Source organism: Halobacteriovorax sp. XZX-3 (genome assembly GCF_043196495.1).
In the GTDB taxonomy this organism is placed as follows: Bacteria; Bdellovibrionota; Bacteriovoracia; order Bacteriovoracales; family Bacteriovoracaceae; genus Halobacteriovorax_A.
In genome coordinates this window covers 179404-203887 of sequence record NZ_JBEBMO010000001.1, presented here as the reverse complement: position 1 = coordinate 203887, position 24484 = coordinate 179404, and the positions used below count along the sequence as shown (strand labels likewise).

Annotated in this window: 19 protein-coding genes; 9 read left to right on the top strand and 10 right to left on the bottom strand. The window is 36.4% G+C overall.

From position 1 onward, the window contains the following. Positions 1 to 9: 9 nt before the first annotated feature. The 5 genes from ABMA70_RS00950 to ABMA70_RS00930 are packed head-to-tail and all read right to left on the bottom strand — an operon-like array spanning position 10 to position 3793. The gene (locus ABMA70_RS00950; protein ID WP_392992088.1) at positions 10 to 357 is read right to left on the bottom strand and encodes a Crp/Fnr family transcriptional regulator; all 348 of its coding nucleotides are present in this window, start codon (positions 355 to 357) and stop codon (positions 10 to 12) included. Between the two features lie 15 nt (positions 358 to 372). Beyond that, positions 373 to 1329 (bottom strand): lipoate--protein ligase, encoded by a 957-nt coding sequence (locus tag ABMA70_RS00945; protein ID WP_392992089.1) that lies wholly within the window; start codon positions 1327 to 1329, stop codon positions 373 to 375. Between the two features lie 12 nt (positions 1330 to 1341). After that, on the bottom strand, positions 1342 to 1767 hold the full coding sequence (locus tag ABMA70_RS00940) for a hypothetical protein (RefSeq protein ID WP_103217124.1): 426 nt from the start codon (positions 1765 to 1767) through the stop codon (positions 1342 to 1344). Between the two features lie 33 nt (positions 1768 to 1800). Then, positions 1801 to 2754 carry an HAD-IIIA family hydrolase gene (locus tag ABMA70_RS00935; RefSeq protein ID WP_392992092.1) on the bottom strand — a complete coding sequence of 318 codons (954 nt, stop codon included), beginning with the start codon at positions 2752 to 2754 and terminating at the stop codon, positions 1801 to 1803. A 1-nt stretch (position 2755) separates the two neighbouring features. After that, entirely contained in the window at positions 2756 to 3793 is a 1038-nt protein-coding gene (locus ABMA70_RS00930) for a hypothetical protein (protein WP_392992094.1), read from the bottom strand. 113 nt (positions 3794 to 3906) lie between these two features. Here ABMA70_RS00930 and ABMA70_RS00925 point away from each other — a divergent pair, with 113 nt between their 5' ends. Genes ABMA70_RS00925 through pyrF form a run of 3 tightly spaced genes read left to right on the top strand, consistent with a single transcriptional unit; the run spans position 3907 to position 9989 of the window. Then, positions 3907 to 4893 (top strand): aspartate carbamoyltransferase catalytic subunit, encoded by a 987-nt coding sequence (locus tag ABMA70_RS00925; RefSeq protein WP_392992096.1) that lies wholly within the window; start codon positions 3907 to 3909, stop codon positions 4891 to 4893. Further along, on the top strand, positions 4874 to 9322 hold the full coding sequence (gene carB / locus ABMA70_RS00920; RefSeq protein ID WP_392992098.1) for a carbamoyl-phosphate synthase large subunit: 4449 nt from the start codon (positions 4874 to 4876) through the stop codon (positions 9320 to 9322). Before ABMA70_RS00925 ends, carB begins: the two co-directional genes overlap by 20 nt. Further along, a complete protein-coding gene (pyrF, locus tag ABMA70_RS00915; protein WP_392992100.1) occupies positions 9315 to 9989 on the top strand; it encodes an orotidine-5'-phosphate decarboxylase in 675 nt (224 codons plus the stop codon). The genes carB and pyrF overlap by 8 nt, the downstream gene beginning before the upstream one ends. Before the next feature lie 8 nt (positions 9990 to 9997). On the opposite strand, the gene ABMA70_RS00910 is transcribed toward pyrF, so the two are convergent. Then, a complete protein-coding gene (locus tag ABMA70_RS00910) occupies positions 9998 to 11296 on the bottom strand; it encodes an inosine/guanosine kinase (RefSeq protein WP_103217118.1) in 1299 nt (432 codons plus the stop codon). A 53-nt stretch (positions 11297 to 11349) separates the two neighbouring features. On the opposite strand from ABMA70_RS00910, the gene ABMA70_RS00905 reads away from it, so the two are divergent. Continuing rightward, positions 11350 to 12195, top strand: coding sequence for a hypothetical protein (locus tag ABMA70_RS00905; protein ID WP_103217117.1), 846 nt, complete (start codon positions 11350 to 11352; stop codon positions 12193 to 12195). 9 nt (positions 12196 to 12204) lie between these two features. Here the strand turns inward: ABMA70_RS00905 and ABMA70_RS00900 are convergent, their stop codons facing one another. Next, positions 12205 to 12666, bottom strand: coding sequence for a hypothetical protein (locus ABMA70_RS00900; protein WP_103217116.1), 462 nt, complete (start codon positions 12664 to 12666; stop codon positions 12205 to 12207). A gap of 119 nt (positions 12667 to 12785) precedes the next feature. On the opposite strand from ABMA70_RS00900, the gene ABMA70_RS00895 reads away from it, so the two are divergent. Continuing rightward, positions 12786 to 13592, top strand: coding sequence for a TIGR02147 family protein (locus ABMA70_RS00895; protein WP_103217115.1), 807 nt, complete (start codon positions 12786 to 12788; stop codon positions 13590 to 13592). On the opposite strand, the gene ABMA70_RS00890 is transcribed toward ABMA70_RS00895, so the two are convergent. The 3 genes from ABMA70_RS00890 to ABMA70_RS00880 all read right to left on the bottom strand — a co-directional run bounded on the left by ABMA70_RS00890 (position 13585) and on the right by ABMA70_RS00880 (position 20538). Beyond that, positions 13585 to 16416, bottom strand: a complete 2832-nt coding sequence (locus tag ABMA70_RS00890) for a S8 family serine peptidase (protein WP_392992103.1) — start codon at positions 16414 to 16416, stop codon at positions 13585 to 13587. The genes ABMA70_RS00895 and ABMA70_RS00890 overlap by 8 nt on opposite strands. 2 nt (positions 16417 to 16418) lie before the next feature. Continuing rightward, positions 16419 to 19547 carry a hypothetical protein gene (locus ABMA70_RS00885; RefSeq protein ID WP_392992105.1) on the bottom strand — a complete coding sequence of 1043 codons (3129 nt, stop codon included), beginning with the start codon at positions 19545 to 19547 and terminating at the stop codon, positions 16419 to 16421. Between the two features lie 145 nt (positions 19548 to 19692). Next, positions 19693 to 20538 (bottom strand): hypothetical protein, encoded by an 846-nt coding sequence (locus ABMA70_RS00880; protein WP_103217112.1) that lies wholly within the window; start codon positions 20536 to 20538, stop codon positions 19693 to 19695. A gap of 336 nt (positions 20539 to 20874) precedes the next feature. On the opposite strand from ABMA70_RS00880, the gene ABMA70_RS00875 reads away from it, so the two are divergent. Genes ABMA70_RS00875 through ABMA70_RS00860 form a run of 4 tightly spaced genes read left to right on the top strand, consistent with a single transcriptional unit; the run spans position 20875 to position 24483 of the window. Then, positions 20875 to 21537, top strand: a complete 663-nt coding sequence (locus tag ABMA70_RS00875) for a GbsR/MarR family transcriptional regulator (protein ID WP_103217111.1) — start codon at positions 20875 to 20877, stop codon at positions 21535 to 21537. Beyond that, positions 21534 to 22778, top strand: a complete 1245-nt coding sequence (locus ABMA70_RS00870) for a beta-ketoacyl synthase (protein ID WP_103217110.1) — start codon at positions 21534 to 21536, stop codon at positions 22776 to 22778. The genes ABMA70_RS00875 and ABMA70_RS00870 overlap by 4 nt, the downstream gene beginning before the upstream one ends. Positions 22779 to 22803: 25 nt before the next feature. Next, entirely contained in the window at positions 22804 to 23049 is a 246-nt protein-coding gene (locus tag ABMA70_RS00865) for an acyl carrier protein (protein WP_103217109.1), read from the top strand. A gap of 45 nt (positions 23050 to 23094) precedes the next feature. After that, complete coding sequence (locus ABMA70_RS00860; protein WP_392992107.1) at positions 23095 to 24483, top strand: phytoene desaturase family protein; 1389 nt, start codon at positions 23095 to 23097, stop codon at positions 24481 to 24483. The last annotated feature ends 1 nt before the right edge of the window (position 24484 follow it).

Here is a 24484-nt window from a genome sequence, read left to right as displayed (position 1 = left end):
ACTATCCTTTTAAACTTTTATCTTTTCATTAGTTGAACGAAGGCGATCGGCCAAGGTCTTCATCATACTCTGTAACCATTTAGGCCTCGACTCGATAAACTCATTGAATTTTTGTGCATCAAAAATCTCAAGCTCACAATCAGTAATGGCCTTAACAGTGGCACAACGAGTTCTCTTATCAAGAAAACTTACTTCACCGACAAATTCACCACTATAAATCGTTCCTATCTGTTTCTGTTCACCTTCAACATCTTTATAGACGGCCAGCGTGCCTTCTTTTAAGAGGTACATACAACTACTTTCCTCGCCTTCATTGATGATGGCCTCACCTGGAATAATATGAATAGTCTCTCTCATTTCTTCTCCGATAAGCTAAACAAAGAGAATACGGTGACATTCCTTAATAAATTCGCTTTGCTGCTGAGTAAGTTTAAAATCTTGTCTTGATAAATAATAATCCTTGTCGACAATTAGATCAATTAAAGAAGGATTTTCTGGATTACAAGCAATAACTTTAGCATACTTAGCTGTTACCAAGTAGTCTGCGACCTTGAATGAAAACTTAGGAGTTGCGCCGTAAACCCAGTCCCAACTCATATTTGACTGAATCTTTTCCATCAGGGAATCGATCATACAAATATCTTGTTCAGCTAATTCAAAGGCCTCGCTCTGGGTATTATAATTGAGTTCAAAAGACTTCTTAATGGCAGAAACAATAACTGACTCATTAATATCAGCATTTACTTGCTTCAGATTTATCACCTGTGAAGGAACAGACTTAACTCCCATGGCCGCTTCGGCCGTAAGTTTCGAGCGCAGAAGATCATTTAACTGATTAAGGTTAGCATCAATTAAAAGCGTTCCATGATGAAGGGCACTATGTTTTGTTTCTTTAAAGGCACAACCTGATATTTTATAATCCACTTCATTATGTATAAGCCTAAGATCATGACGATGATTTTCAAAAGCATCAATGCCCAAAGACTTAAGTCCTGATACAATAATGGAAGCGTTCTTAGATTTATCGTAAGCAGACTTAGGGCAAATGAAGGAGTAGTTTAAATTACCTAGGTCATGATAAACACAGCCACCACCACTTTGTCTTCTAACAAGATTAATCCCAAGCTCTCTTATTTTTTTTACCTGACACTCAATCCATGGATTTTGAAATTTCCCCATCACAATACTTGGAGCACTCTTCCAAAGAATGAGAATTTGCTCATGACTATTATCAAGCTGATGTTTACGAAACAAATAATCTTCAAATGCTAAATTGACATAGGGATTAGTTGAATGGATATAGTAGAATTTAATTGGAGTAGAGGCCATGTGATGAGCTTATTATTCCTCACTTAAGCGTTCAATGACACTTGCATCCAGGCCACTTACATCAAATTCCTTAAGCGCACGAGTTGACTTACGACATAAGTTTAGCTTTTCAAGTAATCCTTCACTCTGATCAGGAAAAGACTCATCCTGTAATTGAATCTCTTCGATTGTTTGCTCAAAAGGTGCACAACCATTTTTTAAGATAACGAAAGAAAGATACTTAGATATAGGAAGCTCTTCAAGATTAGTGCGAGAACTAATAACAGAGATATACTCTTTACTTTTTTCTTTAAGAGAGTCTAACTGACGTGATAACTCGAGCTCAGTATTCATTAGAGGTCGAGCAAAAGTTGCAGAAGTTATGAATGTTAAAAATAGGGCAAAGAGAGTACTTAAATTATTAAATCTAGCTAGGCCCATAGAGTCTATTATTTTCATATGTAATTCCTTTTACATAGCTGCTATTTTGACTCAATTTGTCTTATTTGGCAACGTCTTGGCAAATTTTAATACTTCCGCAAAATTATTTGCCAAATATTTCACACCTTCTAAAGGATAGCGATTCTTTAGATGAATCGTTTCGAGAAGAGGAAAGTTGAGTTGATCACTTTGTTTATCCCCTACCATATATGATTTTTTCAAATCAACAGCAAAGTCAAAACAAGCTTCTAGCAGCATCCCAGGGTGAGGTTTTCTTAAAAGAGAATGGTACTTATACTGACCAACACCCTTTAGAAACTCAAATGGAGCAATATAGAAAGCATCAATTAAATGATGAAGTGATTCATTTAATGCACTATTAAATTTTTCAACATCAGTATACTCAAACATACCTTTTGATACACCTGACTGATTTGTCAGAACAATCTTAAGCCTAGTCTTATTGTAATCATCTAATAGAAACTCGTAGGCCCCTGAGACTAATTCGAGTTCTTCAATTTTATGAACATAAGAATGGTCGATATTTAATACTCCATCACGATCTAGAAAGAGCGCCTCTTTATAATCGCTATCTTTAAAGTAGCGCTTTAGAACAGGCATAATTTCTTTTGAAAAATTTGGCATTCCCACAGGATCAATTTGATCGATATAAAAAACACCACTAGCACTATAATAATCAGCACAAACAGAGATATCTCTCACATCTGGAAAGAACTTCTCACAGGCCTCAAGCTCATCTCTATCGAGATTTAACTTAGAAAGGTAGTAGTATTCGCAATTGCCTTTTTTTGGCATTTCAAAAAGATTAAAAAGATCAGGTTTCACACTACTCTTTGTCGTAATTAAGAGTACTGTTTTATTATCATTCAAGTATGCTCGTAATTGGGAGTCGCCAGAGAATTCATGAATTTCAAATTTTCCAGAGTCACCAAAGCATTCTTTAATTTCTTGAAAGTCTCTCTGACATAATACAATATCAAACATATTAATCCTTTTTGTAATCAAATTTCATCGAGCAATTAATCTTGTACGATGGCGCTGTAAACTTATTCATAGGTTTTACGCGAATCTGTAGTTTATCGTTTTCAATCTCAATATTGAATGAAGAGATCTCCGGATTAAGTTCACAGATAGAGATTTTAGCGGCCTGAGCATAATTGACAACGTGGCAAAAATCTAATTTATAACTATTGTGTTTATAAAAACATATCCCTTGGACAACATCTTTATTCCCTAGGCCCATAAGTGGCAATAGCGACGAAATAAATTTATCTTTATCCTTTTCCAGTAATCCTGAAAATATATCGTGATAATGTTTGATTAAGCTTCGATACAGTTCAAATAGATCCTCGCGGTCCTCTCCCTCAAGCTCCCCAGGAAGTTGGGTCATCTCCCATTGCGAGTCAAAACGTCCACTGTACTCAAGATCATAGCGTTCATAGAGCTTTCTATTAAAGCGAGAAAATTCCTGATCGATATATTCATTCAATGTATGTTGAGTAAAATCAATATCTGAGTAAGACTTGAAATACTTTTGGAAAATACTTTTAGCTCCGGCCGATTTAGTTGTGATATTGGCCCCACTCTTAACTAACTTTAAGCTAATAGGAATAATTCGCACTTCATCATCAATTTTCACTTGAGCAACAATATCTGCTTCATGGAGTTGTGACTTTATCAGATGATCACTTAACTTTCCAACAACTGTAATATTGGTAATATCACCTTTTATATTTACATTTATTGCCCTGGTCATCTCTCTAGCAAGTTTTGGAAGTTCATCCAAAAGAGTACGCGCATGAAGCCTTAACCAACTTTCATATTCGCGCATCATTCTCATTAGCTCTTGATCAATATTTTTTAGAAAATTTGCTTCTATTTTATTTAAAACGGAAATTTCCTTGGCAACGAGAAACTCAAAAAGATTACCTTTGATCTCGTTTTTCAAAGCTTCAAGTTGTGTACGGTTATGAATTTCTTTGAAATTATTAATGAATTGGTTATTGCCAGAGCTCGTAGACACTTAATTTCCTTAACTCGTTAAGCTGCAAAAAAATATGTTTTTTTTTGTGGCCAAGTGAGTATCTCTTTATTATTCTTTCTTCAATAAATGTATCTCAACACTACTGGAATGTCATGATTGGATTTCCATCTATTCTGGAAGGAATAGAAGATTTAAACCGCGAGCAAGTTGAGCAACTCCTCCACCGCGCCCAGGAACTTAAATTAGGTTCCCCGGCAAGACTTCCCCTTAAAAGAAAAATTTCAGTCGCAACATCTTTTCTTGAGAATTCAACACGAACAAAATTATCATTTGAAATGGCCATCAAGAAACTTGAAGGTATTCATATTAATTTCGATGCTGAGAAATCTTCTCTCAAAAAAGGCGAATCTCTCGAACAAACTCTATTAACTCTCTTCTATCAAGGTATTGATATTTGTATTGTTCGTACAACAGAGACAAAGCTACTGGAGCAATTTAAGGATTACCCGCCAATTAAGATAATTAATGGTGGAGATGGAACAAATCAGCACCCAACCCAGGCCCTTCTCGACTTATTCACGCTAAAAGAATATTTCAAAGGCGAGCTTGCTGGTAAGAAAATTTGTATTGTTGGCGACTGCACTCATTCAAGAGTAACTCATTCACTTATGGATTTACTTCCACTATTTGGCATCGAGATCACACTGTGTGGACCAAAAGAGTTTATGCCTGCCCAACTGCCAGATAATAAACTAATTAAAATAAGTGATGATCTTAATGAAACGCTAAAGAATAGTGATGCGATTTATCTTCTTAGAATTCAAAATGAGCGACATGAGAAGAGCTTTGATATGTCGACATATAACCTTCAATGGGGAATCAATGTGGAGCGTCTTTTAAGTATTGGAAAGACCGCACCAATTTTTCACCCAGGCCCTGCAAATATTGGAATTGAAGTTGACAGTGAAATCGTTAACTCAGACCTCTGGATGGCCCATAAGCAAGTTGAAAACTCTATCTATATTCGAATGGCAATTATTGAGGCCATGATAACTAATGGCGACACTAAAATTGGTGCTCGTTATAATCATATCTCAGCACTAAAAGGACTAACGGAAAATGACGAAAGCAAAGTTTGATAGGCACGCACTCCTATCTCAATCCCAAGAATTACTCTTTCAAAAATCTCTTAAAACGACTCCTATTTTCCTTCATTTTCCTGACCAAACAATTTTTAAAGCCTATATTAATCTCGACAAAAATGACACTCGTCTAAAAGATGGCATCTTTGGAGAGGCCGCATTTACAACAGGAATGAGTGGGTATCAAGAAACAGCAACTGATCCATCTTTTCTAGGTCAACATATTATTTATACAACTGCTCACGTAGGAAATTATGAATTCAATGAAGAAGTCTCTCAAGGCCTAAACTCCACAAAACCTTATGCCACAAGCCTAATTGCAAGAAACTTCTCTTATAATAAATTTTTAGAAAATTGTGACTTACCACTTATAAGTGATGTCGATACAAGGGCGCTAACAAAATATCTTTCATGTAAATCAAAAGATCATCGCTGCCTAATAACGACAACAGAGCAAGCGCCAAATTTTTCAGATTACAACCTAGAGTGCAATGAGCTTTCAAAAGTTTCATCTAAAGTGAAGAAAGTTATTACAGATGGAGATAATCCAATTGTCGTTATCGACTACGGAATTAAAAAGGCCATCGTAAATTATATAAAAGATTTAGGTTACCCTCTTGTGGTTGTACCACATAATACGCCAGCACATGAAGTTGAGGAATATAGACCAAGGATGGTCTTTTTATCCAATGGCCCAGGAGACCCTAAGCTTTATAAAGAAGAAATCAATACTGTAAGAGATTTACTTAAAACAGATATTCCAATTCGTGGAATTTGCCTAGGCCACCAACTAATAGGTCTGGCATGTGAAATGGAAACAATCAAGCTTCCTTTCGGACAAAGAGGCGCTAATCACCCTGTCTATTCTCATTATAACCAAGAACTTCTTATCACAAGTCAAAATCATGGTTATGCAATTGAAAAAGAATCTTTTGAGAGCAAGAGATTGGAAAATCAATTTGGGCTTAAGTTATTTTGTGAGTACACTTCACTATTTGATCGCTCTCTTGAAGGACTCAGAAGTTATGACTCAAGAGTTAGAAGTGTACAATTTCACCCAGAATCAAACCCTGGCCCAAAAGATGCATCCATATTCTTTAGTGAGATCAAGGATTATCTCCAAAATGGAGCACAGGAAATTACTCCTGAAGAAATCAAGGATATTCCTGAGTATCACGAAGGAGAACTCAACTCTCCATATAAGAAGATCCTATTAATTGGTTCAGGCCCTATTAAAATTGGACAAGCTTCAGAGTTTGACTACAGTGGGACACAGGCCCTTAAGTCATTAAGAGAGCTAGGTTTTGAAGTAGTACTTCTTAATTCAAATCCTGCAACAATCATGACAGATAAGGATATGAGTCATCGTACTTATATCGAGCCAATTACCAAAGAGACGATTAAAAAAATCATTCTAAAAGAAAAGGTTGACGCTGTTCTTTCCACAATGGGAGGCCAAACAGCACTAAATATGTGTATTGATCTAGAGAAGGAAAACTTCCTAAAAGATCACGCAGTTGCGCTCCTAGGGGCCAATATTGATACTATTGAGAAAACTGAAGATCGTGAGCTCTTTGCAAAAGAGCTGGATAAGCTTGGCTACAAATCTGGAAAGAGATTTAGTGCAAAAAGTTTTGATCACGCACTAGAGTTAGCTGATGACCAAGTGAAGTTTCCACTGATTATAAGAAGAGACTTTGCCCTTGGAGGTAAAGGAGCGGCACTTGTTCACAATTTAGAAGAACTGGCACAAACTCTTTCTTCAAGTGATATTAAATTCCCAATCACTATGGAGAAGTCATTACTGGGCTGGAAAGAGCTTGAGCTCGAAGTTATGGTTGATAAGAACCGCTGTGGTGTTGTCATTTGCTCAATTGAGAATATCGACCCTTGTGGAATTCACACAGGAGACTCAATTACTGTTGCACCCGCACAAACGATTTCAGATCACTGCTATCAGCAATTAAGAACAATGTCGCTAAACATTGCCAAGCATATGAATGTTGTTGCAGGTGGCGCCAACGTACAATTTGCAGTTAATCCAAAAGATGAAAATGATATCGTTGTTATTGAAATGAATCCTCGCGTTTCACGCTCATCGGCACTTGCCTCAAAGGCAACAGGATATCCAATTGCAAAAATTTCGGCCGGACTTGCTGTAGGTTTAACACTATTTGAAATTCTTAACGATATTACACGTATCTCACCTGTTGCATTCGAGCCTACGCTAGACTATGTGGCGATTAAGATTCCAATCTTCCCATTTAATAAGTTCCCTTCAAGCTCTCAAATCCTCGGTCCCCAAATGAGATCAGTTGGAGAAGTTTTAGCTCTTGGAGGAAGTTTCAATGAAGCTTTTATGAAAGCTTTAAGAGCAACAGAGCAAGGACTTGAGATTCCAAGTCTTGAGCAGCTTAAGACGACACCATATCCGATAACACAAGACTACTTACTAGAGCGATTAAAGAATCAAAGAGAATTATCACTACTTACTGTTTTAGAAGCACTAAGATTTGGGATATCGCCACAAAAGATTCATGAAGTAAGTGCGATTACTCCTTGGTTTATCGATCAAATGGTATGCTTCTTAGATAAGGAATTGCAGCTAAAAGAAGATTCACAAATAATCAACAACCAAGACGAACTCTATGAATTAAAGAAATTCGGTTTCTCAGATAAGTACCTGGCCCTTCTTTCTGGAAAAAGCCAGGAGCAAATTCTCGACAAAAGAATTGAAGCTGGAATAAGGCCAGTCTTTAAGGCCGTTGATACATGTTCGGGGGAATTTAATGCCCTAACACCATACTTCTACTCGACTTATACACAATTTAATGATGTTCAAAGAATTAGCGAAGAGAGTTGTGCAATTTTTGGCTCAGGGCCAAACCGAATCGGACAAGGTATTGAGTTTGATTACTCATGTGTAAAAAGTGCTAAAGAGCTTAAAGAGCAAGGTATTAAATCAATTCTTCTTAACTCTAATCCTGAAACAGTTTCAACAGATTATGATAGCTCAGACAGACTCTACCTGAGCCCACTATTTTCAGAAGATCTTTATGAGATTCTAGCTTTTGAAAACCCTACTCATGTTATTACATCATTTAGTGGGCAGACAGGAATAAACATACGTGCTCATCTTGAGGCACCTTTTAGAACAAAACACCAAGAATTTAATTTTCTAGGCCCAAGCCTTGAACTTCTCGATACAGTTGAGGACCGTAAGCGCTTTGATCTTCTAACCAAAGAGATCGATCTTGCACATACAACATCAAGAGAAGTTAGAGGTTATAAAAACCTTATCAGTACAATTACAGAAATCGGTTATCCAGTTATTATAAGGCCTAGTTATGTAATTGGTGGTGAAAGTATGTTTATCTTTGAAGGGCCACAGGACATTGAAAACCTTCCAGAAGAAATTCTAAAATCCCTTCACGAAAACACTATCACTTTCCAAGTTGAAAATTATATTTCGAATGCTCTTGAGTATGATGTCGATCTTATTCGAGACAAAAATGGAAATACTGTTTTTACTATTTGTGAGCATATTGAATATGCAGGAGTTCACTCAGGGGATTCAGGAATGATCTCTCCTCCTGTAAAGGCCAGAGATGAAATAGTGGATAAAATGAGAAAACTTGCCACTGATATGGCCAATACAATGGAGATAACGGGACCAATTAATTTCCAATTTGCTCTTAAAAATGACGAGATTTACTGTATCGAGGCCAACCCAAGAGGTTCAAGAACAATCCCATTTCTATCAAAGGCCTATGATGTAAACCTTGCGGCCATCGCAACGAGAGCACTTCTAGGCAAAGAGATTAAAAACCATCACAATTTCAAAAGTGATTATAAGATTATTAAACAATCGACTTTTCCATTTGACCGTTTCGTACAAGACTCAATTATTCTTGGTCCAAAAATGAGATCAACTGGTGAAACTTTAGGGATTGATAAGAATGGAGATATCGCCATGATTAAGTCTTATCTTGGAAATTACCCAGATCTTCTAACTAAGAAGTCTGTTCTCCTATCTCTTGCGAGAAAAGATGATGAGCAATTGATTCAAAATATAAAAGAGCTAAATTCTCTAGGTTTTAAATTCTTTGCCACAAAGGGAACTTACTCATTCTTAAGTGATGAATGTGGAATCAAGGCAACACTAGTAGATAAACTTTCAGATGATGGGAGTAATATTGGAATGCTAGAGGCCATTAAGAATGAAGATCTTGCGATGGTTTTAAATACGCCTCTAAATCAAGGACGCTCAAAATCAGATGGTGAATTCATTAGAAACACGGCCATTCAATATGCAATCCCTTGTTTTACGAGAATTGAAAATATCAATGCTGTCTGTAAGGCCATTATTTCGGCCAACAAAGCTCAGGCAACACCGGTTAGCCTTCAGGAGATGACGAATGAATAAAACCTTTGTTGCCCTTGATGGAATGAGTAGACAAGAGGTCTTAGATCTCTTGTCTAAGTATCCACAAATAAAAAATGTCAAAATTGGCCTTGAGTTATTTCTCCGCTACGGACGAGAGCTAGTTAAGGAAATAAAGGAAAAATTTAAAGTACAAATATTTCTTGATCTAAAGCTACATGACATTCCAACAACTGTTGCTAAAGCATGCAATGCTCTTGAGGGATTAGATATTCGCTTTCTCACTGTTCATGCAACGGGAGGCGCCGCTATGCTAAGTCTTGCTCAAGAAAGTATTTCAAAAGTAATTCCAGGTTGTGAGATTTTGGCGGTAACAATCCTAACCTCTCACGATCAAGATGATATTCAAAATATCTGGGGAAGATGTCACAAAGATGCGCTTATAAACTTACTCCAGGAAGTTAAGGCCTCAAGTGTTAGAGGGATTGTATGCTCAGGTCTTGATCTTGAGATTGTTAATTACTTTGAAAATGAAAGTAATCTCAACTTTTCTAAAGTATGTCCGGGAATTAGACTTGATGGAGACCATGACGATCAGGTTAGAGTCATGACACCAGAGGCGGCCATAAAGGCGGGTGCTAACTATCTTGTGGTTGGCAGACCGATTACAAAGAATCCAGAGGTTTTACGAGAAAACCTCTTTCCTTGAAAATTTTCTTACATATCCCAGTAGCTCTCTTCTAGACTTTGTTCCTTAACAGGTAGGTTATGAGAAAGTCTAGGAGATTTCTGTTTCAAAACTTCATAACTTGTTCGGTTAGCATACTTACAAAGTTGGTGAATCGAAGAATAAGTAAGGTATTTCCCGTCATGCTTAATTGAATGAGGAAGCAGCTTTTGGTGATAAACATTGGCCGCAATATCGTGAAGGATGGCCGATAAAGCAGCATCCCCTGCACCATTAGTATTTTCAATATTCTCAGGCCCTCCCATAAAAGGATTAATATGAGAGTAAATTTTCATAGGCTCTTGGCAATCAACTTTTAACTGAGAACGTGAATATTCGAATTGGTTATAATTTTCAATCGACTTAGAATGTAGCTTATCTTTTGTTTCACGGGCCCTTGTCTGACAGGCCCAAGAGGCAATATAAAGCCCTCTTTCCCCATCTGTGATTAGAGCAAGATCAGTATAATCTAAAATAGATTCTCCTATTAGAAGTGGATCATCAATATCAAGAAGGGCCTGGGCCTCATCACGGTTCATCGCTAGAACATTTACATTCTCTCTAATGAATTCTTTGAAAAAGTGTGTATCACTTTCAATAAGAGAGCTTGTTCCAAGAGCAAAAACGACAGGTACATTATTTTCCTTAGCAATATTTACGGCCTTAAGAGTGGCCTTGAATAGAGGCGCATTGCGATCTCTTAATAAGAAGGCCGTCACAAGTAATGCACTAGAATTTTTAATAAGATCATCAGGAATAAACTCTTCAGTAAGTTGATTCATAATCCCCTTACCAATTGCAAAAGTTCGCTCCTTATCTGGAGTAATAAGACACATTGCCCTCGCCATCTTACCTGCACATGGCTGAAGATAGCTAAAGTCTACTTTTGAAGAAGTGCTACAAATATATTTAAAGGCGTAGTCACCTACTTTAATCGTTTCACAAATTGTTCCAAGAGCAAAAGATTGGTCGTCCGATAATACCGAGTAATTATGTAATGTATTACCAACGGCTCCACCAGCATACTGGCCAAGTATTCTTCCCTCTTCGTAAGAGCGCTGATACAAGTCTTCCACGTCCTTATCTGATAGAACATAAGACTCTCCGGCCTTAAGCTTAAATTCTTCGAGAAGCTCAAATGAAGCGTCGACTTCGATATCAACAAGCAGTTGATCGATACCAACAATATAAACATTTTCTTTGCGGTTAAAATCTGTTTCAAAAGAAAGTCGACCTTTAGCACTTACTGGGAAATAATGCTTTGATCTTCTCTTACCTGGAAATCTCATAAATAATCCTAAACTAATGTAGTCAAAAATTCTATTTTGATTATAATAGATATATGAAAAAACTTTTAGTGTTAATTTTTTCTCTTACTCAATTAAGTTCTCTCGCCTATCGTTTTGCTGTGACAAAATCACGCCAAACAATTGTTTATGCTGATGTAAATTTATCGGCACCAATTGGCTACATTCGAAGTGGCCGTAAAATCAAAGTTGGTGACAATGACTTAAAACAAGGCACGATTGTACCACTAGTTGTATCAGGAAAGATTGCATATGTGAGAACTAATGATATTAGTTACTCAATAGATGGCACTAAACTCGAGCACGTTCCAGAATTAACAGACCACGATGTAAAAACGATTTTCACTAATGATGCTCAAAGATTAAGAGAAAATAGCTTCTTCTCGCTAGACTATTCTAGACTTGAAGTTGGAACTGACTGGGATAGCTTTCAAGCACAATATGCCAACGAGACTTCACCTGCTTTTAATCGTATAAATCTTGCGATTGAATACAGAGACCCAAAACATCGCCATGGCTTTAAAATTTCTCTTGGCTATCTTTTCGCCTCCGCAACTTATAGCTCAATCAACAGCATTCTCGGTGAACTACAGTACCAATATCGCTTCATTAATCGAAATAGCTTTGTAGCAGAAGGCTACTTTGGTGCAATCTTAACGGGTGATTTTGAACAAGAGAACTTCGGTGAAAAAGCAACAGGTATGGCCTATGGTTATAATATTGGTGGCCGTATAAGGATTGCTCCGTACTCAAGAATTGGCTTCTACGGACAGGCCGGGATATCGACTTTATATACTAGTTCAATGGATACTCTTGTCACAGAGACTGTTTCATCTGTAGGTGGTGTGACAATCGGTGCTGGAATAAGCTTTCGCCTCTAGCTCAAAGAGCTAGAAGCATTTAATTGAATTATTTTCGCCGTTTTCATTTCTATAACTAATAAAAATCTGATCAAGATTCTCATCGTAATCTACTTTAACAAGATAATTGTCAAATACACCTGAGAACATATAACGACTTTTCATTGAAACAAAAACAGAAAGATAAATTGTACTATCACTAGGACTTTCTTGATCGAAGTTATTAAGAGAGTAAATATTAAATTTCAGCTCATCTTCGGCAATCGATAAAGCTGACTTCTGTCCATCTAAACATACTTTCTTGTAATCTCTTTTGATTACATCGATTACAATATCTTCAATTTCATCAGCACCCCAACCAGTCTTAGCACCCCATCCAGTTTTAAAATCAATATCAATTTGATTTCCTTTGTACGTGAAAGGGTTCTCACTTGAAATAAGTGCGAAAGTATTAAATGAAATAAGAATAGATAGTAAAATTGATTTTAGCATTTCAGTCCCTTATGTATGATGGGGATATTTATCCTATATTCAAGCATTTTCATCAAGTATGTGTGTAATATATTTAGGTACTTACTAAATGTTTTCTAAGAGATGTCGATACGTAAACCATGGAAATTAGGGGTATAGACCTATTTAGCTATATTGATTATCGTCAATACTTAGAAGATATCTATCTAAGTCGTAAAGCAGTCGATAAAAAGTATACATTTGGCCGTTGGGCCAAGGAGCTTGGAATATCAAGTGTCTCAGGCCTAACCATGATTATAAAAGGTCAAAGGCATCCAGGCCCACAAATTACGGCCATGCTCATTAAGAATCTTGAACTCAATAAGAAAGAGGCCGAATTCTTTCAAACCTTAGTTGATGCTAAAAAGAATTCTAAAGGAGATGAAGAAACCTTTAAGGCCATAGTAGAAAAACGTACTTCTGATGTAACAAGATCTGATCGACAGGTTGAATTTAAATGGGAAATGGCCCTTTTAAGAGAAATGCTTAAATGGAGTGATTTTAATACGATTAAGGATCTTAATTCTAAAAAATTAATCTATAAAGGTCATGAAGATTACGCACAAATCATCAAACAAATGAAGAGTGCAAAAATCATCAATATAGAAAATTCTAAAATCTATCTGAACAAAGATTATACCCCACAATACAAACTTGATATGTCACAGTTCTTACCTCTTCATAAAGAGATTTGTGAACTATCAAGTGACAGCTATTACCTTCCAAAAGAACAAAGGGTCTTAGAACACTTTCTAATCAATGTGAAAAAGTCTGAGCTTTCAAATGCTAAGAAAAAGATCATGCAGTTTATCGATGAATTTACAGAAGAGTTTGACTGCGAAAATGGCAACAGTGAAGAGCATCAAATCTTTACATTATCGACACTCTTCTTTCCTTTCACTAATTAATTGCACCATTTGAAATGAGTACAGATGACAAATTATCAGGGCCAAGGCAATGAAGCCTTATTTGCATATACTTTTCAACTTGTGTGTGCCCTATCAGTGCACATTGAGAAGGTACTGCATAATTATATTTTAGCATCTTACTTAAACTCTGATCTTCACTTGTAATCAAACGAATATTATCACCGAAAAGTCTTTGCATATCAGTATAGATAGCACCTTGAGACGGACTGATTTGGCCCATTTGAAAGAGCTGAGAAAAATTCCCACCCGGAAAACTTGATTCACGGTTAATGGCCGTTTTCGAAGTTCTAATAATTTTTTTACCATCAGTAACAACTAAATGAATATGATAACGACCTTCAATGTAAACAGAGTAGGCTTCATCTTCTTTATAGACGGCCAGAATTGAAGCTAAAGGATCATTCCAGTCACTTTGGAAACGAAGAGTTCTTCCTCCATCAGAGAGCTTAAATGAGAGTTTATTCAACTCCTGCTGGCGTGTAATAAGATACTCATCAATAAAATCACCATTGGCCGTCGATCTTATTGTTGCAATATTAGATTGATGAATCTGGAGAGATCTTCCCTTTTTATCAATTGTAAAAGAGTCGATATCATCAAATACGATTTCATAATATTCATTAAATGTAACTTCTCCAACGGCGTAAACAAGCCTAACTCGCCCACTATTTTGAGAGGATTTATCTTGTTCAAGATAAGATACGAATTGTAGTTTTTTGAAGAATGGAAGATCGAGCATCTTTCTTAATTTAGAATCAAATTTATATGATTCTAGAGTTCGAATCTGCAGCTTCAATTTTTCCTCTTCAAGAGAAGGTAGAAGATAATATGGCCTTTTCTTTTGGATATTATTCATAAAATCAATTGGATCTGCATTATTATCAATTTGCGGTAATTCAAATACCTTACTAACAAGCGGAACCAAGACTGTTCCCAACTCTTTAGTTTGGGCCTTGATAAAATTGAAATATGGCCTACCACGATTAAAATCAAGACCACCAAATTGAGTCGCGTTTAAGCTCCAGCTTGAATATTTGCCAAATAACGGCCTACCTCTTGAGTCAAATGACTCAAGAATATACTCTCTATTATTAGCAGAAGTTCCATAAACTAGAATATCTAATTTACCATCAACATTCATATCGACTTTCATGACACTAATAACTTTTATGTCTTGCGAGAAATTGATTTGAAAAGGCTCAAATGATTTTTTCTCTTCAGATAGGTAGAATATGCTTTTTAATGAGCGACTATTTAAAACAAAATAGTCCTGTTCACTCTTGCTAGCATTGAACTCGATAACTTTTTGAAGTTGGGAACTCTTAATATTTGGAGCGATTCTTAAAAGGGCACCTGCTGCAATTTTAGAAATCTTTTTACTTTCAACAATAGGTAGTGGAATGAAGAATTGAGCTTCAAAAGATTTTGAAGAAAGAGATACTCCATCATGAATGAGCTCCAAATGAAGATTTTGCCAGCTCTCAATATCTAGGCCACTTAAATAAGAACTTAACTCAATTCGATTAAGGCCCTTATTTAAGTTATTCTTTTTACAACTTCTTGTGGGATCAAAAACAATTGAGGACAAACAAATATCCACATTTTCTAAAATCTGATTTGAATGAATATCAAAACTCATTTTAGCGAACGGCCTTTTATTCTTATCAAATGAAACTGAAATACTATCGATATTCTTTGTTAGAAATAAAGGAGAAAGAAGAGTATTAGAAATCTCATTAAATGAATTATGAAAACGTTGATAATCAGGAGAATTTAATTCTGATGCCTCTAGAGTTCTTGAAGTGGCATTAAGCCTTGCAAGAAATTCATAACTATTTGTCTTAACTTCTTTAAGCTTTGCTGCTGCAGCCAGGGCCGTGACATGAGCAATAGAAAATGATGTACCAGTTTTAATATCATAATTTCCGACACGTAGTACAGTCGACTCCATACTAGATGGAATCGTCCCAACAAGCTTCTCTCCAGGAGCAAATATATCTACAGTTTGTCCATAATTTGACGAGGATACTTTTTGTCCCTGAATATCATAACCTCCAACACAAACTACACCATTATAATTACATGGAAATATATTTCTTCTCTTATTATTATTTCCTGCTGAAGCTACAATAATAACGTTTTTCTTAAGTGCATATTCAATGGCACTTACGATCTGTGGAGTTTCAATGACTTTAGGAATACCAAGTGATAGATTGAGAACTTGTGCACCATTATTAACGGCAAAAGCAATGGCCTTTGCAATATAGCTAGAAACAACACTTCCCTCATGCGTAAAGCCTCTAAAATTAGTAATCGCTTTAATTGGCATAATTTCAATATTTTCAGGAAGGAGTCCGTCAACGCCGAGCCCATCTTTTTTAGCGGCCAATAGCCCGGCCACAAAAGTACCGTGTCCAATATCATCTGAAACATTTCCATTTCCATCAAGAACATTATAGCCACGACATGGTAGTGCCTTTTTCTCTTCCTCACTCTTACCGATACAGCCTGGATAATTCCAAATATTGTCTTTTAGCTCAGGATGATCAACGTCTACACCAGTATCTATAACCGCTACGATAATTTTCTTAGAACCAAATGAAGCTAATTGCTTCTCTGTAAAGTAATTTACATCAACACCTTTTATACCCTCTATATTTTCAAATCCAAGCTCAGAAATTTTCCTAATATAAGACTGACCAGTATTTTTGATATTCCACTGTCTTCCAGAAAGATCTACTGCAAAGGCCTTCTGACTTGATAGAGCATATAACATGATAAAAAGGAGCATTATATTTCTCATTATCATTTTAGTGTCTCCCTATACCAAAGACCTAAAACTTCGGCCTTAATCATTCCAAGGACAGTAACTAATTTATTAATTGGCCCACCAAAATTTCGAGAATTAATCTTCCCATACGAATTTCCAACAATAGGCTTAGTCATTAGCTCACTTCCAACACGGTAGCCAGAAAGTTGAGATTCAATATACATATTATCTTCACCGAAAAATTCGAGTAAAGTTCTTGCATCAACGTATTTAGCAAAGTAGTGACCAACATGAGCTAGACACTTAAGGCCTTTTTCAGTCTTTGCCTTATTTAAATACTTATTACACCAATAGAGCTTACTCTTAATAGGATCAAGGTCGCCACAACGTAGCTGTTCAGATATCGTTCGCCCGGAGTTATCATTGTCTCGATTTCCACCTCTAAAACAATTTCTTACTTTCATTTTTTGAGAAATCTTATCTAAATCTCTTGAAGTAATTGAGAGAATTTTTTTAACTGACTTATCAAAGAAGTGAATTTTACTCTCAAGACGAACAAAGTGCATATCACCAGCATCATTCGCATCTGAAGGCGTATAGAAATCAAGATTGAAAGCTTCATTCTCTTTTTTAAGATACTTCTTAATTGTCTTCTCCTTCATGATCGCCTTCTCATGAGTTTTACGATAGTGAAGATATAGCTCATTCATGTTATCAAAGCTTGCCTTGGCATTTATATCACTTAGTTTAGATTCAAACTTAGTTTCATAAGTCGTTGCGGCCCCAAAAAGCTCTTTACCTGGGTTCTGATAGTAGTGCTTGGCCTCTTCAATCATAGGGATATAGCTCTTATCAAAGCTTACTTCTAAATTATTAATAAATTTCTTTAGATGATAAGAGGCAATATTCTTTAAGAATTTTCCAGCAGCGATCCCATCCATTTCACCATAAGTCGATGATATTAACTTAATATTGACTTGATCCTTAATTTTCACAAAAAGCTCTGTAATAGACTTTAAAGTACGTGAAACAAAGAAAAGTAGATTTAGGTTAAAAGTAGAATCCTTTGAATGATTATACACTTGAATATCTTCTGGCCCCATTGCTTCATTAGAACGATCTCTTAGAATAGAAAGGAACTTAACCGCATTTTTAGAAAATTCTAAATCTTCTTGTTCAGGGTCCATATTGATTTCATAAAACTTTAAATCAAGCTTTGACTTTATTGCGGCCGCTTCACTCATAATAATTGGAATTAAATATGAAAGGCCACCACGTGCCCTAACCTCACTAACATTGGCCTCATCATAGTAGACTTGAAACATGTACTTTGACTTTCTTGTAATATGAATTCTCGAAAGTTCCTTATATTTTGTACTGATTGAACCGTAACCGTTTGCAACGCCAAATAAAGGTGCATTTAAAGAAAGAGTTACATCAGGTACAACTGAAGTCGAAATAATAATGGACTCACCAACACCAAATTGCTGAGAAATTTCATTATAAATTGCGTGAAGATCCTCTCTTCTCGTTTCATTATCAAGGTCTGAGATATTGATTGACTGCTTAAGCTTTTCTTCAATATTACGAAGTGTCTTACCAACTAGCATATTCTTATATGGAGTCTTTACGGCCACTCTAAGGTCTTGAACTGGCCTTACATGCGTGTAACTTGTATTAATCCCAATATTTGGAAAAACTGACCCACCTGTTGTTTGAGAAATAAATCTTTCTAGGCCAATAAATAGGCCAAGGTTTGTTGTGAAGCCAATTGTGTCAGCAAGCTGAACAAAGTTGTCCGTACCAAGGCTTTGACCAACAACGATATCTCGGCCAAATATAATATTTCCTCTAACAACTGGCGACTTCCAAGATGAGAAAGGTAGAGGTGGAAACTCTCCATGTTCAGCAAAATAATTAATAGCGTAGTCTTTATTTGCAAGGAAATCTTCTTGTAACCACTTAACCTTGGCCTTTGATAGATCAAATGCGCTAAGTCCTTCACTAATTTTGCCCGTAATCCATTTGAATGTACTACTTTGCGCTTCAGAAAAGAGAAAGGCCGGAATATCATCCATTGGCGACTTACTAGCACCGAAGCTAAACTGGCCAGCGTAACCTTCAAATTCATGTGGAATTAGAAATCCATCTTTAACAAGAGGGTCTTTAATATCCTTACTATATTCAATAAGTGGTGCATTTAATTTAAGTGTTGATATAAGGTTATTACGACGGCCAATAATCTTTTCAACTAATAGTTTTTCAACGACGGCCGGATAGTGTGACTGCTTTACGACTTGGGTAATCTCGTGGCGATTAAGATCACCGATTAATCGCGAAATCCATTTTACATCATCATAAGTAGCACTGAAATCAGTTGAACTAGGATACTCAAAAAGTAAGTGATCATTTTTTATTTTTAGAAAATTAAAAGAATACTTATTAATCGATTCTTCAAGATTTAGAAGTGAATAAACCACGATAAGACTTCTTAGTGTTCTTAAGTCTTTTGTATCATTAATTGATGTAAGAGCAACATCATAGAAATCGTCTTCTTTAGGCTGCCTTACAAAGATATCTTTTAAAACAAGAAAATCACTTCCCTCTTCAACTAGCCAGTTTTTATAAGAAGCACCCAACTTAATTACTAGCTCAACATCCTTGAAGTAATCTTTTTGCTTTTCATCTTTGAAGTTAATTCTTATATTTTTAAGATACTTCGAAGCTGGAACAACATAACCTAATCTTCTAAGCATATTCTTTCTAAGAAGAATCGTATGAAGTGTTTTAGATAAGTGTACCTGAAAATTTCCTTCTCCATTTTGTGCATTAAACCTCAAAACTCCCGCAGGAGAGCTAATCACACCAGAAAAATTCAAAGTTTCAAAGTCGTTAATTGGTAAGTTCAGATCATCTTTGTAATCGGAGAAATTATTGGCTCCATTCCAAAGATTAGATAAAACGGGAGACAGTGTTGAAAGATCAACTCCTTCGGCCTGAAGCTCATATGCTTGTTCTGAATCAATTGGCCCATATTCAATACTATAAAGATCACCTGCTGGAAGTGATTCACCATTAATGGCAACAAGTCCATCGGCGGCGTAAACTTTGGCCGTTAAGATCGAGATCAGTAAAATCAATATACTTAAATTTAATATTTTCATTACGTTATAAAATAACAATATTTGGTGCCTGAGACCGATCTTTTGAAAGATCTACAAGTGCTGTTTAAGCGATGTACAAGTTCAAAATAAAAGGGCCTATTCAGGCCCTCTTAAATGTGTGGTATTTGGATATAATTTCAATGACTTATAATTCTATTGAAAGTAGCTCTGGAAGAATGACGTCTTCGATATTTTGAGTCGTAGTTCCTAAGTGTCCAGCTACATCATCAATGATTTGTTCACGTGCATTTAGATCATTTTTAGCTGCCATGAACTCTTCGATTGATTTACCAGTAAAGTGCTTGATATTGTTTGCAATTGCTTGCTGATCTTGCTCTAGAAGCTCACCGTCTTTAGCGTTATCTAGCATCTTTTTAACTTCTTTTTCCATTGTTACTAGAGAGAGTGCTTTATCAGCAGGAAGTTTGAAGGCCTGTGAGTATAGAGATGCTTTATTAAACATCTGTAGTTCTTCATCATTTGCGGCCATAAGACCTGTATCCATTGTCTCTTCTTCATCTTCATAGTAGTAACCAGTATCGAAACCTTGGAATACTGGATCACCAAATACATCAGAGCCTACATAATCAACGATTTCGTAGTTATCACCCCAACCGTCTCCGATAATTCCATAGTCCCAAGCATCATCTGATTGGATGTCACGAAACTCATCAGCTAAACCTTGGTTATTTGAGTAATAATCCCAATAAGCAAGTGTTCTTAAATATGTAATATCGACTGCTACGAACTCATTATACTTAGCATCGAAATAAACAAAGAAATCTTCTCTAAGAGAATCATACTGATCCTTCTCAAGAGTGTTTAGGTCATAGTAATAAGGATCAACACTATTAAGTGCCGATACAAAACCTTGTGCTGTCACATATGGAGAAGTGTATCTTCCATAAGTAGACGATGAACTTGAGCCTCCGCTCCCACCGCAAGAAACAAGTAACGTACCAAGTGCTGCAACCGCTAATAATTTTTTCATTTATACTCTCCCTCAAAAAAATTGAAACCTTTGCTATTCAGCAAGGCCAGTCATTAATAAAATCTTCGTGATTTTAAAATTAGAATAATGAAACTAGTTCAAGATTCATGCCAACTTTTGTCTCATAAAGTTGATGTTTTTAGTACCACATTGGCCCTAAACTGGATTATTTACTGGTGCTTTAAGAAACTGTTAGAAATATCAGGTCCAAGATGCACCTTGCATCGCAAAATAAAGACACTGTGCACACCAATAAAGATTTAGGATCCTTTTAAGATTGACCACTTAGACAATATTACTTATATTTTATTTTTAAAATATAAAGGTTATTTCAAGATGAAAGAAGCTGTTGATATGGACATTGAGATTGTTGAAAAGAAGCTACTTGAGTACTTACCTCATTATGAAGCATTTTTTTCAAAAGTTGGCTTTAAAAGAATTGAAGGTGCCATCTTTGGTGTACTTGTCTATTCATCTAGGCCACTAGCTTCTGATGAAATTGAAAAAATCTTAGGCTTATCTCAGCCTGCAGTCTCTAGTGCTCTAAAGACTCTTGCGACTTATAAAATGATCATCACTCATGATCACCCAGAAATTAAACGTATGAAGATACATGAGGCCAATGATGATGCCATCAATATTGTCTCAAATATCGTAAAGAAGCGTGAGCTCGAAATAATCGAAGAATTTGAAAATATCACACAAGAATCTCTTAAATTTGTTCACGATGAAAAAAGAAAGAAGCGCTTAACTAACATCCTAACAACGACTCGATTTGCTAGGTCTCTAAGTGAATTTATCATCTCTATTAGCAAGGAGCTTGATAATCCTTATATGGCCATTGAAAAGTTTCCAATGGTCACTAAAGTGCTAAAGAACTCACTGACAGATATTAATCAAATAAAGTCAGGGATCACATCTGGTTTAAGGAACTCTTTCCTTAATATTGTTTCAAAAATAGAAAATGAAAAACATAGTAATAATGGAGTTAATGAATGAACTTATCTCGTGTTGTCATCACGGGTGTAGGCCTTACTGCACCAAATGGAAATAGCTTAAATGAATTCCGCTGCGCTCTTTTAGAGCAAAAGTCGGGAATCACTTATGAAGAAGTACGTTTTATGGGCCAGATCCCTGTAGGAAAATGTGACTTTGACGAAAGAAAGCACCAAAAAGGAAAAATGAGAAAACGTGGAACTCGCGTCGGTGGAATCTCTGTCTACTGCTCTAAAGAAGCGCTCGATGATGCAGGACTTGATCTTGCAACACTAGATAAATCAAGAATTGGTATTTACTTAGGTATTACAGAGCACGGACCTGTTGAAACTGAAGAAGAGCTTTTCCAATTTTATAAAAACAATGAAGAAAAGCCTGAGCTTTGGACTCATCACCATAACCCAAGAACAGTTGCAAATAACCCTGCAGGGGAAGTTTCACTAAACCTTGGGATTACTGGACCTCACTATACAATTGGAGCTGCGTGTGCGGCAGGAAATATGGGACTAATTCAAGCAGTTCAAATGCTTCAACTTGGAGAAGTTGATCTTGCACTTGCTGGTGGAGTTTCAGAGTCATCGAACTCATTTGGTAACCATGTATCTTTCAAAGCACAAGGTGCACTAGCAGATTTTCCAGAAGATCAAACGCGTGCCTCGCGCCCACTTGATAATAATAGAAATGGAATCGTTATCTCAGAAGGTGGATGTGTCTACACTTTAGAAAGATTAGAAGATGCTCTAGCTCGTGGAGCTAAGATTTACGGAGAAGTTGCAGGTTATCATACAAATAGTGATGCAACAGACTTTGTTCTTCCTAATCCTGAGCGCCAGATGGAATGTGTCCACAAAGCAATAGCAAAAGCAGGTATCACAATTAATGATATCGATATTGTGAACCTTCATGCAACTGGTACAAAGATGGGTGATATCCAAGAAGTAGCAGGAATAAAAGAAGCTTTTAAAGATGCACCAGAAGTTGCAGTAAATTGCACCAAAGGTTTAATTGGTCATGCAATGGGTGCGGCCGGAGCACTTGAGCTTGCAGGGAACCTACCTAGTTTTGAAGATGGCCTAGTACACCCATGTCACAAGATTGATGAAATCGATCCTGAGTGTGCAATGGATCAGCTTGTACTTGAAGCACCACTAAAGAAAGACGTTAAATATATCCTTAACAACTCATTTGGGATGTTAGGAATTAATTCAACTTTAATTATAAAAAAATACGAAGCTAAGGCTTAACTTTAAATTATCACAGGAGAAAAATATGACACCAGAACAAGTAAGACAAATCGTAGTTGATATTATCGCAGACATCGCAGTTGATGACGATGTAACTTCAATCGATGATGCAACTCCACTAAGAGATCAACTAGACCTAGATTCAATGGACTTCCTTGATATCGTAATGGAACTTAAGAAACAACACTCAATTGAAGTACCTCAAGAAGATTACCCTGAGCTAGCTTCAATGAACTCTTGTGTTGCTTACCTAACACCAAAATTTCAATAAATTTAATAAGGGCCACAACCGTGGCCCTTTTATAAAGTAAAAACTATGACACAAAAATATGATGTAATTGTAATTGGCGCTGGAATGAGTGGACTTGCAGCAAGCATTCGCCTTGCTATGTTTGGCAAGAAAGTTGTGTGCTTAGAAAAACACTCAATCTCAGGAGGGCTTAACTCGTACTACCGTCGCGGTAAAAGAAATTTCGATGTTGGCCTTCATGCCCTAACAAATTTTGCGACCAGAGGAGAAAGAGGAAAACCTCTAACAAAACTTCTTAAACAACTAAGAATACCTTGGTCAGAACTTGATCTTATTGAACAGAAACAATCAAAGATTATATTCCCTGAGACAACACTGACATTTACAAATGACTTTGCAGTTCTTACGCAAGAAATTGCAGACAAATTCCCAGCATCAATTGATGAGTTTAATCAATTTGTTGCCTATATTAGAGACTTCAACGAAGTCGCCCTAAATAATGAAACTTATATGGCAAAAGATGTTGCCAGAAAATATATTAAGAATGAAAAACTAATTTCCATGATTTTTGCTCCGCTGTTGATTTACGGATCAGCATGGGAAGATGATATGGATTTCTCTCAATTTGTTATCATGTTTAAGAGTATCTACCTTGAAGGTTTTGCAAGACCTGATGGTGGGGTTAGAAAAATCATTAACCTCTTACTTGATAAGTATGAAGGACTTGGCGGAGAACTTCGTTTTCGTGCAGGTGTTGCTTCTATTAACACTAACTCAGATAAAGTAACGAGTGTAACTCTTGAAAATGGTGAAATCCTTGAATGTGACAAGGTTATCTCAAGCATGGGACATCCAGAAACGATGGCCATTACAGAAGGTCAAAGCGCACAAAAGGTTGCAGTAGGACCGATGACTTTTTGTGAAACAATTCTTTGTCTTGATGAGCGACCAAAAGACTTTGATATGAATGACACCATTCTTTTCTATAATGAGAGAGAAGATTATCAGTATCGCGGGCCAAGCGACTTTATTGACAATAAGAGCGCCGTAATCTGCTTTCCAAATAATTTTGCAAGTGATGATAGTGATGAGGGAGTTATTCGCCTTACCTATATGGCAAATTATGAAAAATGGAAAGATTTAGTAAACTCAGATCGCAAGGCCTACCTTGCGATGAAAAATGAAGTTTATGAGCAATCACTTCAAACTTTAAAAAATATATATCCAAATGCCTCACTTGATGTGAAATTCAAAGATGTTTTCACTCCACATACAATTGAGCGCTACACTGGACACCTTCGTGGATGTGTATATGGATCAACAGATAAGCTAAGAGATGGAAGAACTCCAGTTGAAGGACTTTATCTATGCGGAACGGATCAAGGCTTCCTTGGGATTATCGGATCCATGCTAAGTGGAATTTCCATGGCAAACCTACATGGACTAATGGAATAAA

Excerpts from the sequence above, each read along its gene's own strand:
- ABMA70_RS00950 (WP_392992088.1), bottom strand. The coding sequence starts at position 357 with ATGAGAGAGACTATTCATATTATTCCAGGTGAGGCCATCATCAATGAA.
- ABMA70_RS00945 (WP_392992089.1), bottom strand. The coding sequence starts at position 1,329 with ATGGCCTCTACTCCAATTAAATTCTACTATATCCATTCAACTAATCCC.
- ABMA70_RS00940 (WP_103217124.1), bottom strand. The coding sequence starts at position 1,767 with ATGAAAATAATAGACTCTATGGGCCTAGCTAGATTTAATAATTTAAGT.
- ABMA70_RS00935 (WP_392992092.1), bottom strand. The coding sequence starts at position 2,754 with ATGTTTGATATTGTATTATGTCAGAGAGACTTTCAAGAAATTAAAGAA.
- ABMA70_RS00925 (WP_392992096.1), top strand. The coding sequence starts at position 3,907 with ATGATTGGATTTCCATCTATTCTGGAAGGAATAGAAGATTTAAACCGC.
- carB (WP_392992098.1), top strand. The coding sequence starts at position 4,874 with ATGACGAAAGCAAAGTTTGATAGGCACGCACTCCTATCTCAATCCCAA.
- pyrF (WP_392992100.1), top strand. The coding sequence starts at position 9,315 with ATGAATAAAACCTTTGTTGCCCTTGATGGAATGAGTAGACAAGAGGTC.
- ABMA70_RS00910 (WP_103217118.1), bottom strand. The coding sequence starts at position 11,296 with ATGAGATTTCCAGGTAAGAGAAGATCAAAGCATTATTTCCCAGTAAGT.
- ABMA70_RS00905 (WP_103217117.1), top strand. The coding sequence starts at position 11,350 with ATGAAAAAACTTTTAGTGTTAATTTTTTCTCTTACTCAATTAAGTTCT.
- ABMA70_RS00900 (WP_103217116.1), bottom strand. The coding sequence starts at position 12,666 with ATGCTAAAATCAATTTTACTATCTATTCTTATTTCATTTAATACTTTC.
- ABMA70_RS00895 (WP_103217115.1), top strand. The coding sequence starts at position 12,786 with ATGGAAATTAGGGGTATAGACCTATTTAGCTATATTGATTATCGTCAA.
- ABMA70_RS00890 (WP_392992103.1), bottom strand. The coding sequence starts at position 16,416 with ATGAGAAATATAATGCTCCTTTTTATCATGTTATATGCTCTATCAAGT.
- ABMA70_RS00885 (WP_392992105.1), bottom strand. The coding sequence starts at position 19,547 with ATGAAAATATTAAATTTAAGTATATTGATTTTACTGATCTCGATCTTA.
- ABMA70_RS00880 (WP_103217112.1), bottom strand. The coding sequence starts at position 20,538 with ATGAAAAAATTATTAGCGGTTGCAGCACTTGGTACGTTACTTGTTTCT.
- ABMA70_RS00875 (WP_103217111.1), top strand. The coding sequence starts at position 20,875 with ATGAAAGAAGCTGTTGATATGGACATTGAGATTGTTGAAAAGAAGCTA.
- ABMA70_RS00870 (WP_103217110.1), top strand. The coding sequence starts at position 21,534 with ATGAACTTATCTCGTGTTGTCATCACGGGTGTAGGCCTTACTGCACCA.
- ABMA70_RS00865 (WP_103217109.1), top strand. The coding sequence starts at position 22,804 with ATGACACCAGAACAAGTAAGACAAATCGTAGTTGATATTATCGCAGAC.
- ABMA70_RS00860 (WP_392992107.1), top strand. The coding sequence starts at position 23,095 with ATGACACAAAAATATGATGTAATTGTAATTGGCGCTGGAATGAGTGGA.